Here is a 15,707-nt window from a genome sequence, read left to right as displayed (position 1 = left end):
ATAGAACGATGTCAATAACCGCCCAGCGTGAAGCCGCGCTGCTGGCCTCGGTCCCGACGGGCCTGCTGATCAACGGCGAATGGCGTCCGGCCGCGTCCGGGAAGACCTTTGAGGTCGAGGACCCCGCGACTGGCAAGGTGCTGCTGAGCATCGCCGATGCCGGTCCCGAGGACGGCAGGGCCGCCCTGGACGCGGCCGCTGCCGCGCAGGAGTCCTGGGCGAAGGTCCCGGCCCGCGAACGCGGGGAGATCCTGCGCCGCGCCTTCGAGCTCGTCACCGAGCGGGCCGAGGACTTCGCGCTGCTGATGACCCTGGAGATGGGCAAGCCGCTGGCCGAGGCCCGCGGCGAGGTCACCTACGGCGCGGAATTCCTGCGCTGGTTCTCCGAGGAAGCCGTCCGCGCGTTCGGCCGCTACTCGGTCTCCCCGGACGGCAAGTCCCGGCTGCTGGTGACCAAGAAGCCGGTGGGCCCGTGCCTGCTGATCACGCCGTGGAACTTCCCGCTGGCCATGGCCACCCGCAAGATCGCCCCCGCGGTCGCCGCCGGCTGCACCATGGTGCTCAAGTCCGCGAACCTGACCCCGCTGACCTCCCAGCTGTTCGCGGCCGTGATGGTCGAGGCCGGCCTGCCCGCCGGTGTCCTGAACGTCATCCCGACCTCCACGGCCGGCGCCACGACGGGGCCGCTGATCAAGGATCAGCGCCTGCGGAAGCTCTCCTTCACCGGCTCCACGGAGGTCGGCCGCCGGCTGCTCGCCGACGCCTCCGAGACGGTCCTGCGGACCTCGATGGAACTCGGCGGGAACGCCCCGTTCGTGGTGTTCGAGGACGCCGATGTCGATGCCGCCGTCGCCGGCGCCATGCTGGCGAAGCTGCGGAACATGGGCGAGGCCTGCACCGCGGCCAACCGGTTCATCGTCCACGAGTCCGTCGCCCAGGAGTTCGCGAAGAAGTTCGCCGCGAAGATGGCCGACATGACCACCGCCCGGGGCACCGAGGCCGAATCCAAGGTCGGTCCGCTGATCGATGCGAAGAGCCGGGACAAGGTCCACGAACTCGTCACCGACGCCGTGAGTGATGGTGCTGTCCTCATCATGGGCGGTTCCGCCGTGGAGGGCCCGGGATACTTCTACGAACCCACCCTTCTCCTCGACGTGCGCGAGGGCACCCGGATCCTGTCCGAGGAAATCTTCGGCCCCGTCGCCCCGATCATCACCTTCGACACCGAGGACGAGGCAGTCCGGCTCGCGAACAACACCGAATACGGCCTCGTAGCCTACGTCTTCACGAGAGACCTCAACCGCGGAATCCGGATGGGCGAACGCCTCGAAACCGGCATGCTCGGCCTGAACGCCGGCGTCGTCTCCAACGCGGCCGCCCCGTTCGGCGGCATCAAGCAGTCCGGCCTGGGCCGCGAAGGCGGACTCGAGGGCATCGAGGAATACCTCTACACCCAGTACATCGGCATCGCCGACCCCTACGCCGGCTAACCGCGGCGGCCCACTGACACCCCAAACCGCAAGGGGCCTCCCGTCCTCGCAACATGGGAGGCCCTTTGCTGCGTGCACGGTTTTGGACATCGGGTGCGGGCCACAAATGGCCGTGAAAACAGTGGAAGGTCGCGCATTAATCAGACTCTTCGGCTCAACGCGCCGCACGCGCCGACACTCTTGCCCGATCCTGTTTGCGTCCGGCGGGGTGCAGGATCGGGGCGGGCGTACAGCTGGCAGGTCAGTGACTTCCACGGTGAAGCCCGATCAACCTCTAGCGTCTGGTCTCGGAGCGCGGACAATGGCCCCTTCGACAACCTAGCGCCGCAATATCCGCTATCGGCCGCACAGCACTCACGGACTCGGGTAGTGACAGACTTCCCCGCCAGGCCGCCAACGCGGAGGCGTGGCGACGTCCGCGCTGGAAATGCAGCAGAACGCCGGCCGCGACCCCTGGTCGTTCGCGCACACCGAGGAACGGCTCACGGAGATCATGGTCGGGATCCCGGACCGCTGCGCTGCCACCGCGGACGAGTACGGGGACCCGGGAAACTACGTGCTGGGAGCGAACATTGGCGGCTTCGTGAAAGTAGCCGACGCGATGCTCGCCCAGGATCTCATCGACGGTGTATCCGGCCAGGCGACGTGAGGTTGTTCCGCGACGACGGACGATTCGTCGTCTCAGGAATCGGAACGGGGGAGGCTGGTGGTCGCACCTCCATTCGTCGTCCGGTAGCTGACTTCCGGGTATTCGCCATGTTCTTCATCTGCCGGGAGCAGGATTCATATCCTGGGGCGGAGTGAAGGTGGTCAGATCCCCCGGGGCAAAGATCTGACCGTCCTTGATGACGGTGCGGGGCCGGCTCTCGTTCCAGAGGATTGAGGGTTCCTCGAACGGATTTCCGTCGAGCACTATGAGGTCGGCACAAGCACCCTCTGCTATCCGTCCCAAGTCATCACGTCGCAGCAGGGCAGCGTTGGTTGACGTCGCCGATCGGAGTGCTTCGTACACCCCGAGCACTTCACATTGCAGGCGGAGTCCGGCCAGCTGCTCGTCCTCCAGTTCACCCATAAGGTCCGTCCCGAATCCGATCCGGACCCCGGCGTCCCGGGCCAGCCCGACTGCGTTCCTGCCAGCCCGGAGGACTTCCAAGTTCTTGGCCGCCCCCGCCTGGGTTAGGCCGATTTCTACACCGCGCCGGTCCATCGCATCGTAAGTCACCAGTGTGGGGACGAGGTAGACGTCATTGTCTGCCATCAGCTTGGCGGTGGCGGTATCGAGCAGGTTGCCGTGTTCGATGCAGCGGACCCCGTTCAGCACGGAATGGCGGATGGCTTCGGGTGAGTAAGCATGGGCCGTGGCGTAGCTGCCTCTCCGGGATGCCTCCTCGGTCACAACGCGGATTTCCGCCGCGCTGTACTGGGGGACCCGTATAGGGTCGACGGGCGAAATGACCCCTCCGGAGGTCATGAGCTTGATTGCGGTGGCCCCGGTGCGGAACCGGTGACGCACCGCGCGCAGCAGGTCATCGGCGCCGTCCACCACTTCGCACATATGGCCCCCGTGAAAACAGCTCCCGTCATTGGCCGCGCGGATATCTCCGTGGCCGCCCGTCTGACTCAGGGCGGGGCCGGTGAAGAAGTAGCGTGGGCCAGGGTACAGGCCTTCTTCGATGGCATTCGCAAGACCGATATCGCCACCGGCCACGTCGCGAACAGAAGTGAAACCGCGGACAAGGGCGGCCTCGAGGCGACGCGCGCCGGCCAGGGCGGAATAGCTCAGCGGCCCTGTCTCGTTCTTGACCGAGGTCAGGCTGAGAGCGTAGGCGTGGAAGTGGGCGTCGATAAGCCCGGGAATCACTGTCCGACCGCCGGCGTCCACGACGGTGGAGGCTGGTTCGGCGTCTTGGCCCACGGCGGTGATCCGGCCTTCGCTGACCGTGATGGAGCCCTCGAACAGGTCCGGGGACTCGCCGTCGAAAATCAGGGCGTTTTGAATAGTGAGGGTCCCTGCGGCATGGATTGTCACGTGGGAGGTTTCCTTCCTGTTGACCTTCGCGGTCGGGCCCCGAAGCGGCGCCCGACCGCGACGGCACTAGTTGGTAGCAGCGAGTGCTTTTTCGAGCAGCTGAACGGAGCGCTCCGCGATCTTCGTGGCAGCGTCCACCGACTTCTGGTCATAGCTGCCCTCGGGTGCGAGGAAGTTCATTGATCCGATGGTCTCGCCGTTGCTCACCACCGGAACGTTGACGATCGCCCCGCATCCCAGGGACTCAATGGTTGCCGAGTCAAAGAAGAAGGCCCGGACAGCATCGGTGTCAGCGCCCAGGAACGGCTGCTGTCCCTTGAGGACCTGTTCCAGCCACACCGGGTTGGTGTCCCCGGCGAGGGTTTTCTTGCCTCCCACGGGGTAGACATCGGGGTGGGTGGTGAAGATGCGTGCCATGCTGGTGCCGCCGTCGGCAATGACGGAGGCGGTGAAGAGCGTGACACCGACCGTGTCTTTAGCATTGGCATGCACGGCGTCAAAGGATTCAAACTGGGAACTCATGGGAGTCCTTTCTTGTTGCGATGGGATCTTGGGGAGTTGTTAGGCCCGGCGCGCCCTGAAGCACATGGAGGATCAGGTGGACGGACAGCAGCTGAGCCGGAGTGTCGAGCGGGACACCCAGTTCACGGGCCCGGTTGAGCCTGCCCTGCAGGGTGTTCCGGTGCAGGCCGAGGGACTTTGCGGCCAGGCTGACAGAGCCGTGATGGTCCAGGAAGGAGGCCACGGCCGCGATGATCATGTCCCTGTCGGCGCTGGCCATCAGCCGCGGCAGGGTCAACTCGGCGATGAGCCCGACGGCGTCCGGGTCGATGAAAGTGGTTGCCGCCGCGACGCCGAGGTTGGCGAAGGACAGGACGGTGCCTGGTCCCGCTGGCCATGCGGATTCAGCAGCCAGGTGAGCCTCGCGCACGATGGCTGCAAGTACGGGTGGATCTTCATGCCAGGCCGACAGCCCGGCAACCAGGCCAAGCTCGGCAAGAGCCTCCGCGAGCCGTGTCCTGATCCGGCCTTCCAGCTGCGCCGCGGCGACCCCGTGTTGAACCGGAACGAGTGCAAGCCAGCCACCGTCGACCTCGGCCAGCGGGCTGCGTGACGCCGCCTTCCGCCAGAGCAGGCGCAGCACGGCCGTAAGCTCTGAGCGAGGCTCGTGCGGAGCTCGGCCCCGGATCCACAGGGCCACGTACTTATCCTCCGGCCGCCAGCCCAGCTGGGTCAGCAGGTGCCGGTGTTCGTCTGCGAAGGCGCTTCCGGAGGAACCGGGGTGTAGGTCCAGTCCGGTGAGTGCCGCAGTCGGGACGGCGCGCGAGGCCTCGAGGAAGTCGCCTAACAGCCAGGCAGCTTTGACCGAGGGGCTGGCGACCTCGAGGATAGAACGAACAAGCTGCAGGTTGTGGACACCGGACGCGGGCACGCGGGCTGTCAGAGTGGAGCGGATGGCGCCGTTGCCGCGGCGTATGTCCACTGTGATGACTTCGGCGGCCTCTCGGGGGGCAACCCCGGCGGAGGCCAGGATGACACCGTCGTACTCCACCGAAATGCCCACTCCGTCCAGTTCGTTGGAAATGGTCTTGAGCACTTCCCCTAGGGAGGTGTCCTTTGCAACCGCACGCGCGAACCGGGCCAGCTCTGCATCAACGACCGACAAGGCGGCGCCGATTTCAGCGGCCATGGCCAAGGCGACGCCGGCCGGGTCGTCGTCGGAGGCAAGCAGGGTGATGCCAAGCCGCTCGGCCAAACCGATCACGGCATTGGAGTAAGTGCTTCCGGCAACGACGACGGCGCTGGCCCGCCGCTCCCATGAGTGCCGTAGTGCCGCTGACACCAGCCAGCCGCCAGCTCCCATTCCGGGGGAGAGTACGACGACCGTGTTCGGCCGCACGCGCTGGATGGCCTCAAGCTGTGAGACCAGAACCACATTTTCAACTGTCGCACTGGACGGAGTGAGATATAGCGGCGTCGTGCCTCGGAGGGATCCATGGGCTAGGAGCCCGGCAATGTCCAGTCGGGTGACGCTTTTCGACCTATGCATGGCTCCGCCTTGGGTGCCGGAGGGGAATGCCAAAAGCCGTTGGTTCTGCGAGGTCAAGTCCGGCCTGCGAGTACCACTGGGCTGCGGCTGGGTACGTCAGGACGTCCACGACGTTGCCTACGCGCACGTCGTCGAGGGTAACCACCGTGCCGTGCTCGGAGTTCAGCAGGGTCACCATGTCGGGGACCGCTGCCGCGATGGCCCCGTCCACCAAAACCAGCAGAATCTCATTCTGGATCTCTAGCCGAATGATCTGGCCGGTGCTTTCGTCTTCAAGTGTCACGCTTGACGGTTGTGCAGGCAGCCCGAGGTCGGTGGGACGGGAAAGGCCTTCGATATGGCTCACGCGGGCGCGGGCGACGCGCGTGGCGTCCAAAAGTTCCGCAAGCATCAGGAACTTTCTCTCCACCGACGTTTCCGCGTCCTGGATCTGGCCTATCCGGATCATCCGGCTGACGGAGCCGTGGACGCCGTGTGCCTTCAGCTGTGCGGCGGTGCATGGATACATGGCGGTGGCGGCCCAGCCGCCTAGTTCGGTAACGAGCGCCCGTACTAGTGTCTCGGCACGTTGCGGATTGTTGGCCTCCACGAGCGCGCGTTCTCCCGTGACTCCCATCATGGCGATTGGGCTGATGGGGACCTGGCCGATGTTCAGGGTCGTTTGGCTGATGAGGGGAAAGACCCGGCCCATCGGGTCCGAATCGATCACGGGCAGCGTGGACTGTAGCCCGACCATCAGCGGAATCATTCCGTTGATGTTGGCAGCAGCGAGTGGATAGATTGCCCGGACCCTCCGGCCGAGGCTGGCTTCCATGGCCTTGATGCAGCCAAGGAACTCATCACCCACCGGAGGCATGTCGGCTATGAACAGGCCCTGTGTCACCATTCCGACCGCAACAACCAGGTCGTCAGAGGCGAGCTCGTCGACGGTTGTGAGTTCCAAGGACTGGTGCTCCATGGCCCGCAGAACCATGTCCGTGTAGACGTGGATGGCCGTCGGGTCTATGGCGCAGGCCAGAAAGTGCGCCCCTGTCCGGAGGTGTCGGACATCGTCCGCCGTGAGTTGGGTGCTCATGGTGCGGCGCACCGTGCTTCTGCAGCCAGAAACCTCTCCTTGTTACTGGAAGTCTCGCCAGCGGCCTGCACGCGGATCCTGACGATTCCCGGATTCCCGTAAGGCATGGCAAAGACGTTCGATTCGATGATGTGGATCTCGCCCGGATTAGCGCCCAGCTGCACGACTGCCGACTGGGCATCCTCCTCGGCACGGTGCTGCACGGCCGCTAGATCTGTCCGTCCGCTGATGGTCTCGAGTCTGTCGATCCAAGAAGTCAGAGGTGCAGCGGCAGAACCCACGAGCGCAACGTCCTGGGCCGAGGGCAGGGTCGGAACGAGTCCGAAAGGAAGGGGGGTTGCCTGCTCTGTACGGAGATCGGCAATCACTGAGGTGACGTCGGGGCGGATCAGGTGGTTGGCCGTGTATGACTCGACAACTGCAGCGTTGCTGGCCAGGCTCGCCTCATACCCTTGGCGGATAAGGCTGTTTGCAGCAGGAAGCCCGTCCCGGATGTGGCCCGCGCTGACGCCGGAATCGGTGCAGATGACAACTTCGCCGTTGGGGACGCGGGCGAGGGTGGCCGCACCGAGGATTGCCGAGGCCGGTTCGGGCCGGAGCCCGTGGACGGGTGCCACGGCCAGCCTTGGAAGGGGAGCCCGGCCGCCGTCGTTCCTGGCAAAGGATAAGGTGGCGGCCGGGAAGTGGCGCCGGCCAGCCGCATCCAGAAGAGCGGCCAGCTCTTCGCCCGTCGCCATGAGCGCGGTGTTCAGGACGGTCGTATAGTCGCGGTCCCGAAAGACGCTGGAATAGAAATCGCTGGAGATGCTGATCCGCATTTCGCTGTCATTGGAAAGAATGGCGTCGGCGATGCGGGTTTCGTGATCCGTGGAGGCTGTGGAACCGACGGAGGTGATGGCCACGTTCCGCACATTTCCGGACAGGATGCTGGGAAGCACCGTCAGGAAGGCCTCTAGGTCCAGCTGGGCAAGGGGACGGCCGCGCATATCGTGGCCGCCGCAGACGTGGACGGTTCGGCTGACCGCCGGTTCGACATGGGCCGGCAGCCTGGCTGCGTGAAACACATCCGCCGGCGGGCGGGGCGAAATGTGGACGGCGACGACGTCGGCCAGCTTCCGCGTGGCGAGGACATGTCCGACGTCGGCCGTGATGTCCCTTACGCCGGACCCGAACTCCCGGCTGAGCCCGGACAGCGCCGAGTCCAGCGCTTCGGCCAGGCTGCCGGCTTGGATCTCGCGGGCCGCCGAGACGATGGTCCGGCCGTCCAGCACAATGCTTCGGCAGCTGTTCTCCTGCAGCCGCAGTCCTATCCGCACTCTTCAACTTCCTGCTGCACGCGGCCTGGCGGCCAGTGAATCGTTTCCATATATATAGGGTCCACTATGGGCCCTCATCTCACCGCCTTGCGGAAGAACAATCCGTCGGCGGCCACGGCCACCAAGATGAGGACACCCGTGACTACCTGCTGGTACGTGGTGTCCCAGTGAAGCAGGTTGAAGCCGTTGCTGATGACCGTCAGGATCATGACCCCCGCGAACGCACGCCACATTGCACCCTGTCCGCCGAGGATGCTGGTGCCACCGATCACTACTGCGGCAATGGCCGTTAGTTCGACGCCGATCGCCATGGCCGGCTGGGCCGAACCGGCGCGGGAAGCCAGGATCATGCCGGCCATCGCGGAGCACAGGCCACTGATGGCGAAGACCGCAACGTGGATGGTGCCGGTACGGATACCGCTCAGCCGCGCCGCCTGCAGGTTGCCGCCCACCGCATAAATCCGGCGCCCGAAGGTGGTCCGCCATAAGACGATGCCCAGCACAGCCGTCATGGCAAGCATCAGGACCGAGCCCGCGGTGAGGCCGAAGAGGCTGGGCCAGGTCCAGGTCTGGAAGGCAAAAAGCTGCTCGGGCAACGGTGCGACGATGGCGCCGCCCGTGATCACGATGGCCAGCCCGCGGTAAATAATGCTGACCGCGAGCGTCCCTATGAACGAGTTGACCTTCGTGCACACCACGATCAGGCCGGTTACGGTGCCCAACGCTGCACCGACCAGCAGGGCCCCGATAAACCCGGCCGCCACACCAAAGTGTTGCGTGATCATGACCCCAGCAATGGCGGAAACGGCCAGGGTGGCCGTCGACGACAGGTCGAAGACACCGCTGATGATGCACAACGTGGCGGCCGCGGCGAGCAGGCCCACGATGGCCGCCTGGTCGAAGAGGTTGATGAAATTGCGGCCCGTGAGGAACGTTCCGGTATTCAGGGTCAGGAACAGCATGATCGCGATCAGGCCGAAAAGGATCCCGAAGTCCTTGACGTTAATCTTGAATTTTTTCTCTACCGGCTTGGAGGCGGCAACGGAAGCTGTGGTCATTGATTCACCTATTTCAGAAAAGCGGAAGTCATGACTTCATCGCGGGAGGCATTCCGGTCGAATTCAGCGACGATGCGGCCTTGCCTCATGACATGGATACGGTGGGAGAGGCCGATGACTTCCTCCAGTTCGGAGCTCACGACTATCACGGCCGTGCCCTTTGCTGCGAGTTCGACGATCAGGCCGTGGATGAGCGCCTTGGCGGCAATATCGACGCCACGGGTCGGCTCATCCACCATCAGCACCGCCGGAGGGTTGAGCAGCCATTTGGCAAAGAGCGCCTTCTGCTGGTTGCCTCCGGAGAGATCCGCAATGGGCCCTTGACGTACGCCACGGATATCAACGGACTGGCTGATACTGGAAACTACGGCCTTTTCCCGGCCGACTCGGACGAAGCCGAACAACGACCGGTCTGAGAGCGTCGCAAGGGCGATGTTCTCGGGGGCCGGCCGGGACATGACGAGGCCCTGCTCTTTCCGGGATTCCGGCACGAGCGCGATACCGGCCCTGATCGCGTCCTGGATGGAATTGGGCCGGGTACGGCGTCCGTTGATCTCCACATACCCGGCGGTGACCCGGTCGGCGCCGAAAGCGGCCAACAGGGTCTCACTGCGGCCGCTGCCGACCAGACCGGCAAGGCCGAGGATCTCGCCGGCCCGTACCGTGAAGGAGACATCCTTGACCTTCGTGCTGGTCAGGCCGACCGCCTCGAATACCGTCTTGGCACCGGCCGGGACCGGGGGGATTTCGGGGATGAGGAAGTCGATTTCCCGGCCCACCATCAAGCCGACAAGCGATTCAGGCGTGTGTCCCGCCGCGTCTTCGGTGACGATGTGCCGCCCATCGCGCAGGACCGTCACCCGGTCAACGAGCCCCAGGACCTCTTCCAGGTAGTGGGAAACGAGGATGACGGTGGTGCCGTTGAGGGCCAGATTCCTGATTACCTGCAGCAGTTGCGCTTTCTCTGCTTCGTTCAGGACCGCCGTTGGCTCGTCCATGCACAGCACCTTGGCTCCGCGGGCCAGGGCCTTGAGGATTTCCACCTGCTGCGCCTGGCCGATGGGCAGGGTCCCGACAATTGCCCTCGGGTCCAGGTCGAAACCTGTCTCGTCCAGCAGCCGGGCAAAGTGGGCGGCGTCCTTCCGGGAACGAAGGAGGCTCCCCGTGTTGGACCACCGGCCCAGGAAGACATTTTCCAGCACTGAGAGCCCCGGAATGAGCGCCAGTTCCTGGGAGATCAGGGAAATGCCGTGGGCGATCGAGTCCCGCGGGGCGGTGATCCTGGCCGGGCGCCCGTTCAACGACACGGTGCCGGCATCGGCCACGATGGCCCCGCCAAGGATTTTCAGCAGCGTGCTCTTCCCGGCGCCGTTTTCCCCCATGATGCCGTGGATTTCCCCCGGGGCAACGGACAGGGTGACGTCCTGCAAGACGGTGCTGGAACCGTACCGCTTGCCGATGCCGGAGACTGTGATCTCCGGGGCCCTGTCCGCACGGACATGCTCTGGTGTTTCCAACTGCTGTGTAGCCATCGTGACCTCCGGGGATGGAAGGGGACTTTCGTACGGGGTTTCCCGGGCCGGAGCAGGAGCGCTCCGGCCCGGGGTCCCATGGGTGTGCCAGGCAGGGCCTAGTCGGAGTACTTCGAGACGTAGTTAGCGGCGTCCAGCGCCTGCTTGGTTCCCTTGCCCTGGTTCGGAGCCAGGGCCGCCTCGTCCACTGCCGTCTCGAACTGCTCTCCCCGGGCTTTGGCGAGGCCGAGCTCGGTGGCCTTGGCACCATTGGCCACGACGTCGCTGACGTAAATGGAGAACCATTTGCCGGACCGGACGGCCTCAACGTTGGATTTGGACGAGCCGTTGCCGATGAACTTAATGTCGCTGCCGCCGGCCGCAGCCGCCGCCCCGGTGATCGCCTGGGACGCGCCGATTACGACGTCGACATCGGGGTTGGCCTGGGAAACGTTCTGGAACGCTTGGCGGCCGCTGTCCTGGGTGTAGCCGCCTTCCACACTGGCCACCAGCTTGATCCTGGGATCCGTGGCCAGCTCCGCCTTCACGGCATCGGTCCGGGCGTTATCCAGCGGGAGGGACTTGAATCCCTCCAGGTAGGCAACCTTGCAGGTGTCCCCGGGAACGGTGGCGCAGGCTTCCTTGCCCATCTCGCCCAAGATTTTTCCGTTACTGGTCGGGAGGTCGACGATGCTGATGGCACCAGGAATCTGCGGCTGGATGGTGTCGAACTTCGGTCCGATGACCGAGAACTCCACAACGACCGTGATGCCGGCCTGTACGGCCTGCTGCAGGGGCGCGATGAGCGCCTGGTTGTCGTTGGCCTGGACCACGATCACCTCGAACTGCTTGGAGGTGACGGCGTCCTGAATCTGCTGGACCTGGGTCTGTGCGTTGAAGTTGGGGTCAACAAAGGTGGCCGTGGCATTGTTGGCCTTCGCCGCCTGCTCGACGCCGAGGAAGGTCCCCTGGGCGAAGCCGTTGGATTTGGCGAAACCGAAGAACCCTACCTTGAGCTGCTTGCTGGCATCGGCAGCGGACGTTGGTCCTGAGGCGGCTTGCGTGGGCGGGGTGCAGGCTGAGGTCAGCAGGGCGAGGCTAGCGAGAGTGACAGCTGTGGCTGATCGCTTGAGGTATTTCACGGGCAATCCTTTTTGTTGGGAATCTGGTGGTGGGTGCTTAGTATCCGTAGTGCGTCCTGGCAAAGTCCTCGGTGATGAAACCGTTGACGATGTCGTTGGTGATGTCCTCGCGGGAGCGCTTGGAGACATCTCCGAAGCCGCCACCGCCTCCGACGGCGAGGCGAACTATGTCGCCGGCCTTGACCTTCCGGGCATTGGCCTTCAAGGTGCGGACTTCGTCGCTACGGCCGGGGTTGATGACAACTTCGGGGCCCTGCGCATCCGAACCGCCGAAGAGACCCCACGCCGGGGTCTTTGACCTTTCGAACCAGAGCCCGACGACGCAGTCGGCCAGGAACTCGTATTCACGCACCACGCCGTTGCCGCCGCGCCACTGGCCGGGGCCGCCGGAGTTGGGGCGGATGGAGTATTCGTTGATGCGGAGCGGGTAGCGGGTTTCCATCATCTCGATGGGCAGGTCCTTGAGGGAGCCATTGACGTTGTTGATCATGGCGGACTCGCCGTCGGTGCCCTGCCAGGCGCCCCAGCCGCCGAGGGTGGCCTCCATGCTGACGAAGTTCCGGCCGAAGCGGGGGTCGAAGCCGGCCGCTGTGATGATCATCGAGTCACCGTGGCTGGCGCTTGCAACGCGTTCGGGCATCGCAGGGGCCATGGCCTTGGAGACAAGGTCGATCAGCAGGCCAAGGTGGGAGAAGTACCACTGGCAGGGTGCCGGTGCGACGGCGCCAAGAACTGAACCGGAGCGCACCTGCGTAGTCATGGGCCGGAAGGATCCGCCGTTGGAGTTGGAGTCCGGGCTGATCAGCAGCTTGTAGCCCACCCGCAGGGCCGAGACGGCCTGGGCTGCGCCGCAGTTGACGGGTCCCATGGTCTGGTCCGCCGATTCGGTGACGTCGAAGTCGACGGTGTCGCCGTCGACGGTGATCTTCAGCTTGATGGGAATGGGGGAGTCCAGGTTGATCCCGTCGTTGTCCAGCACTCCCTCGGCTTCGTAGACGCCGTCGGGGATGGCTCGGACGGTTTCGCGCTCGATTTCCTCGGTCTGGCGGAAGATTTCGTCACGGGCTGCGTCCAACTGGTCCATGCCGTATCGGCCCACAAGCTCCTTCATCCGGGTGGTTCCCATCCGAAGGGCGGCGATCATCGCGTGCATGTCTCCGATGGTCTGGTAGGGGAAGCGCACATTGGTGCGGATCAGGTCCACGACGGACGTTTCGACCCCGGCCTCCATCAGCTTGACCGGGCCCATGCGGAAGCCTTCCTGGAAGATGTCGGTGGCATCCATGGAGCCGCCTACGTCCTTGGATCCCATGTCCATCCAGTGCGCACGGGTAGCGGCGAAGCCGACTACCGTGCCGGCGTCGAAAATCGGAGCGAAAATGGTGACGTCGTTCAGGTGGGTTCCGCCCAAGTAGGAATCATTGAGGATCCACACGTCCCCCTCCTTCCAGACCTCCCGGCCGTAAAGCTCCTCCACGGCAATGGAGCAGGTTTCCAGGTTGCCCAGGAACAGCGGCAGGCCGGCGGACTGTCCCAGCACGCGGTGCTCGGTGTCCAGAAGGGCCACCACACAGTCCCCCCCTTCGTAGAGGATGGGGGAATAAGCCGAGCGGATCAGCGTGGCGTTCATGTCGTCCGCGGCGCTGGTGAGCGCGTTGCGGATGATTTCCACGGTCACGGGATCAAGGGTTTTGACTGCTTCGATTGTCATGATCGGTACCTCAGTTTCCTTCGACGTCTTGGGTGCGGATGACCAGTGAGCCGAATTCGTCGACTGTGACGTCGAACCCTGGTGGCACCACGGTCGTGGCGGTTTGCTCCACGATGATGGCCGGACCTTCGAACTTGTGGCCGGCGGCCAGGTCGTCTCGGCGGACCACCGTGGTGTCGTGTTCGACGTGGTCGAAGACCACTCGGCGGATTTCGTGCTTGAATTCTGAGCTCAGGGCCGGGGCGAAGAGCGGCGCTTCCAGCCGGCCCAGGTCCCCGACGGCCTGCGTCCGCAGCGCGACGATCTCGATGGGCGCGCCGTGGTTGGAGTGGCCGTAGCGTTCGTGGTACATGGCCGAGAAGCGGACCGCGAGGTTGGCGACAAAATCAGGGGACTCCGGTTCCTCGGCAGAGGTCAGTGGTACATTCAGCGAGAATTCCTGCGACTGGTAGCGGACGTCTACCGAGGCGGTGGTACGGCGGCTTTCCTCCGGAACGCCCTCCGAGACCAACGAGCTGAGGCCTTCGACTTCCATGGACCGCAGGACGCGGGCCATGTCTGCCGGATCGATGTCCTCGTCAAGGTAGAAATACGGCTCGGAAAAGTCCTTGCGGATGTTGGTTTGCAGCATCCCCCAGGCCGAGAATGCGCCGGGGAACCGGGGAACGACGGTTTCCGGGATGCCCAGTTCCTTGGCAAGAAAAACAGCGTGCATGGGGCCGGCGCCGCCGAAGGCCACGAGGGCGAAGTCGCGGGGTTCGATGCCCCGGGAGATGGTGATGGTGCGGATGGCCTGCGCCATCTGGGAGTTGGCGACGTCGCAGATGCCTTCGGCCATGGCGATGGGGTCCAGGCCAAGCTGGTCGCCCACCGTCTTCAGCGCGGTGATGGCCGCCTCCCGGTCCAGGGCGACCTGGCCGCCGGCAAACCAGTCGGGGTCGACACGGCCCAGCACGAGGTTGGCGTCGGTGACGGTAGGCTCGGTGCCGCCGCGGCCGTAACAAGCGGGTCCCGGGGTGGCTCCGGCCGAGCGCGGACCGACACGGAGCCCGCCGGCTTCGAGCCAGGCCACCGAGCCGCCGCCGGCGCCCACGGTGTGGATGTTGACGACGCTCATGAGCATCGGCAGGCCTTCGAGGTGCGCCTCCGTGGAGACGTCGGGCTTGCCGTCAACCACCAGGGAGACGTCGAAGGAGGTCCCCCCCATATCCACGCCGATGAGGTTGCGGTTACCGGAGACGCCGGCCAGTTCGACGTCACCCATTGCGCCGCCGACGGGGCCGGAGAGCAGGGTCTGCAGCGGGCGCTTGCGGGCCGACTCGGCTGTGAGGACGCCGCCGGAGGACTGCATGATGTGCAGCGGGGCCTCTACGCCGCGGTCCGCTAGTTTCTCTTCCAGATCCAGGAGGTAGTTGCGGACCACCGGGCCGGTGTAGGCCTCGACGACGGCCGACGAGGTTCGCTCGTATTCGCGCCATTCCTTGGCTGCTTCGTGTGACAGGGAGACGGTAAAGTCTTCACCCAGTTCCTCGAGCAGGATTTCGCGGGCACGGAGTTCGTGCGTGGGGTTCTTGTAGCTGAAGAGGAAAGCGACGGCAACGGCGCCGTATCCCTCGTCCACTGCGCGGCGCGCCGCCTGCCGGACGGCCACCTCGTCGAGCGGCCGGATCTCGTTGCCCTGGCCGTCGAGCCGACCTCCGACTCCGATGACATCTTTCCGCTCAACCAGCGGCTCCGGCTTGCGGTACTGAGCGTTGTAGAGCTCCAGCCGGGGGCCGCGGGCGATGTGGTAAGTGTCCTCCACTCCTGCGGTGGCCAGCAGCAGTACGGGCACACCGCGGCGTTCAAGGAACGCGTTCAGGCCTTGGGTCGTGCCGTGGACCAGGAACTCGATGTCGGACAGGTCGGTGACAATCGATTCGAGTCCGGCGATGACACCGGCGCTCAGGTTGCCCGGCGTGGTGGATGCCTTCGTGGCCTCATAAGTTCCGGACTGCTGGTCGTACGCCACAATGTCCGTGAACGTTCCCCCAATGTCCATCGACACCCTGTAGTTCGGCATGTGTTTCTCCTCATAGCTCTACTAGATCCGCTGTGTGGAAAATCACGATATACATGCGGCTCCGCGCGCCGGGGTGCGAATTGCACGATCCTGACAGGCCCCACCGGGCAAGGTGCACTCGAGCATCAAAACGGCCCCGCGTTAGACGGCCATTTTGGTTCCAAAAATTTGAACATCGTGGGCCCGGAAGATTGACAGAGATTGCTCGCGCTGATGGAAAGGACCCTAGCGCAGCACCGCCGCCCCGGACCGTGCCCGCGAAG

At 64.8% G+C, this 15,707-nt stretch carries 11 protein-coding genes and 1 pseudogene; 2 read left to right on the top strand and 10 right to left on the bottom strand.

What is annotated here, in order from left to right; translation table 11 throughout:
* The first annotated feature begins 8 nt into the window (after positions 1 to 8).
* The gene (locus BLR03_RS16525; protein WP_091254750.1) at positions 9 to 1,490 is read left to right on the top strand and encodes an NAD-dependent succinate-semialdehyde dehydrogenase; all 1,482 of its coding nucleotides are present in this window, start codon (positions 9 to 11) and stop codon (positions 1,488 to 1,490) included.
* 400 nt (positions 1,491 to 1,890) lie between these two features.
* Positions 1,891 to 2,139, top strand: a pseudogene (locus BLR03_RS16520) (glutamate dehydrogenase); the annotation flags it as partial.
* Between the two features lie 114 nt (positions 2,140 to 2,253).
* Here BLR03_RS16520 and BLR03_RS16515 read toward each other — a convergent pair.
* The 10 genes from BLR03_RS16515 to BLR03_RS16470 all read right to left on the bottom strand — a co-directional run bounded on the left by BLR03_RS16515 (position 2,254) and on the right by BLR03_RS16470 (position 15,444).
* Positions 2,254 to 3,519, bottom strand: a complete 1,266-nt coding sequence (locus BLR03_RS16515; protein WP_254788552.1) for a metal-dependent hydrolase family protein — start codon at positions 3,517 to 3,519, stop codon at positions 2,254 to 2,256.
* 66 nt (positions 3,520 to 3,585) lie between these two features.
* Positions 3,586 to 4,041, bottom strand: coding sequence for a GAF domain-containing protein (locus BLR03_RS16510; RefSeq protein WP_091254747.1), 456 nt, complete (start codon positions 4,039 to 4,041; stop codon positions 3,586 to 3,588).
* Positions 4,025 to 5,455, bottom strand: coding sequence for a PucR family transcriptional regulator (locus BLR03_RS16505; protein WP_254788551.1), 1,431 nt, complete (start codon positions 5,453 to 5,455; stop codon positions 4,025 to 4,027). The genes BLR03_RS16510 and BLR03_RS16505 overlap by 17 nt, the downstream gene beginning before the upstream one ends.
* A gap of 106 nt (positions 5,456 to 5,561) precedes the next feature.
* Positions 5,562 to 6,644, bottom strand: coding sequence for a DUF917 domain-containing protein (locus BLR03_RS16500; protein WP_091254795.1), 1,083 nt, complete (start codon positions 6,642 to 6,644; stop codon positions 5,562 to 5,564).
* Positions 6,641 to 7,960 (bottom strand): hydantoinase/oxoprolinase family protein, encoded by a 1,320-nt coding sequence (locus tag BLR03_RS16495; RefSeq protein ID WP_091254742.1) that lies wholly within the window; start codon positions 7,958 to 7,960, stop codon positions 6,641 to 6,643. Before BLR03_RS16495 ends, BLR03_RS16500 begins: the two co-directional genes overlap by 4 nt.
* Before the next feature lie 74 nt (positions 7,961 to 8,034).
* Complete coding sequence (locus BLR03_RS16490; RefSeq protein ID WP_091254739.1) at positions 8,035 to 9,018, bottom strand: ABC transporter permease; 984 nt, start codon at positions 9,016 to 9,018, stop codon at positions 8,035 to 8,037.
* Between the two features lie 8 nt (positions 9,019 to 9,026).
* Positions 9,027 to 10,550 carry a sugar ABC transporter ATP-binding protein gene (locus BLR03_RS16485; protein WP_091254738.1) on the bottom strand — a complete coding sequence of 508 codons (1,524 nt, stop codon included), beginning with the start codon at positions 10,548 to 10,550 and terminating at the stop codon, positions 9,027 to 9,029.
* A 98-nt stretch (positions 10,551 to 10,648) separates the two neighbouring features.
* Positions 10,649 to 11,671, bottom strand: a complete 1,023-nt coding sequence (locus BLR03_RS16480) for a sugar ABC transporter substrate-binding protein (protein WP_091254733.1) — start codon at positions 11,669 to 11,671, stop codon at positions 10,649 to 10,651.
* Positions 11,672 to 11,708: 37 nt separating this feature from the next.
* On the bottom strand, positions 11,709 to 13,382 hold the full coding sequence (locus tag BLR03_RS16475) for a hydantoinase B/oxoprolinase family protein (RefSeq protein WP_091254731.1): 1,674 nt from the start codon (positions 13,380 to 13,382) through the stop codon (positions 11,709 to 11,711).
* A gap of 10 nt (positions 13,383 to 13,392) precedes the next feature.
* The gene (locus tag BLR03_RS16470; RefSeq protein ID WP_091254729.1) at positions 13,393 to 15,444 is read right to left on the bottom strand and encodes a hydantoinase/oxoprolinase family protein; all 2,052 of its coding nucleotides are present in this window, start codon (positions 15,442 to 15,444) and stop codon (positions 13,393 to 13,395) included.
* Positions 15,445 to 15,707: the final 263 nt, after the last annotated feature.

Origin of the sequence: Arthrobacter sp. ok909, assembly GCF_900104405.1 — a bacterium.
GTDB classification, from domain to species: domain Bacteria; phylum Actinomycetota; class Actinomycetes; order Actinomycetales; family Micrococcaceae; genus Arthrobacter; species Arthrobacter humicola.
The sequence above is the reverse complement of the archived record's forward strand: the minus strand, read 5'-3'. Positions and strand labels throughout refer to the sequence as shown.

Excerpts from the sequence above, each read along its gene's own strand:
- BLR03_RS16525 (WP_091254750.1), top strand. The coding sequence starts at position 9 with ATGTCAATAACCGCCCAGCGTGAAGCCGCGCTGCTGGCCTCGGTCCCG.
- BLR03_RS16510 (WP_091254747.1), bottom strand. The coding sequence starts at position 4,041 with ATGAGTTCCCAGTTTGAATCCTTTGACGCCGTGCATGCCAATGCTAAA.
- BLR03_RS16500 (WP_091254795.1), bottom strand. The coding sequence starts at position 6,644 with ATGAGCACCCAACTCACGGCGGACGATGTCCGACACCTCCGGACAGGG.
- BLR03_RS16490 (WP_091254739.1), bottom strand. The coding sequence starts at position 9,018 with ATGACCACAGCTTCCGTTGCCGCCTCCAAGCCGGTAGAGAAAAAATTC.
- BLR03_RS16485 (WP_091254738.1), bottom strand. The coding sequence starts at position 10,550 with ATGGCTACACAGCAGTTGGAAACACCAGAGCATGTCCGTGCGGACAGG.
- BLR03_RS16475 (WP_091254731.1), bottom strand. The coding sequence starts at position 13,382 with ATGACAATCGAAGCAGTCAAAACCCTTGATCCCGTGACCGTGGAAATC.
- BLR03_RS16470 (WP_091254729.1), bottom strand. The coding sequence starts at position 15,444 with ATGCCGAACTACAGGGTGTCGATGGACATTGGGGGAACGTTCACGGAC.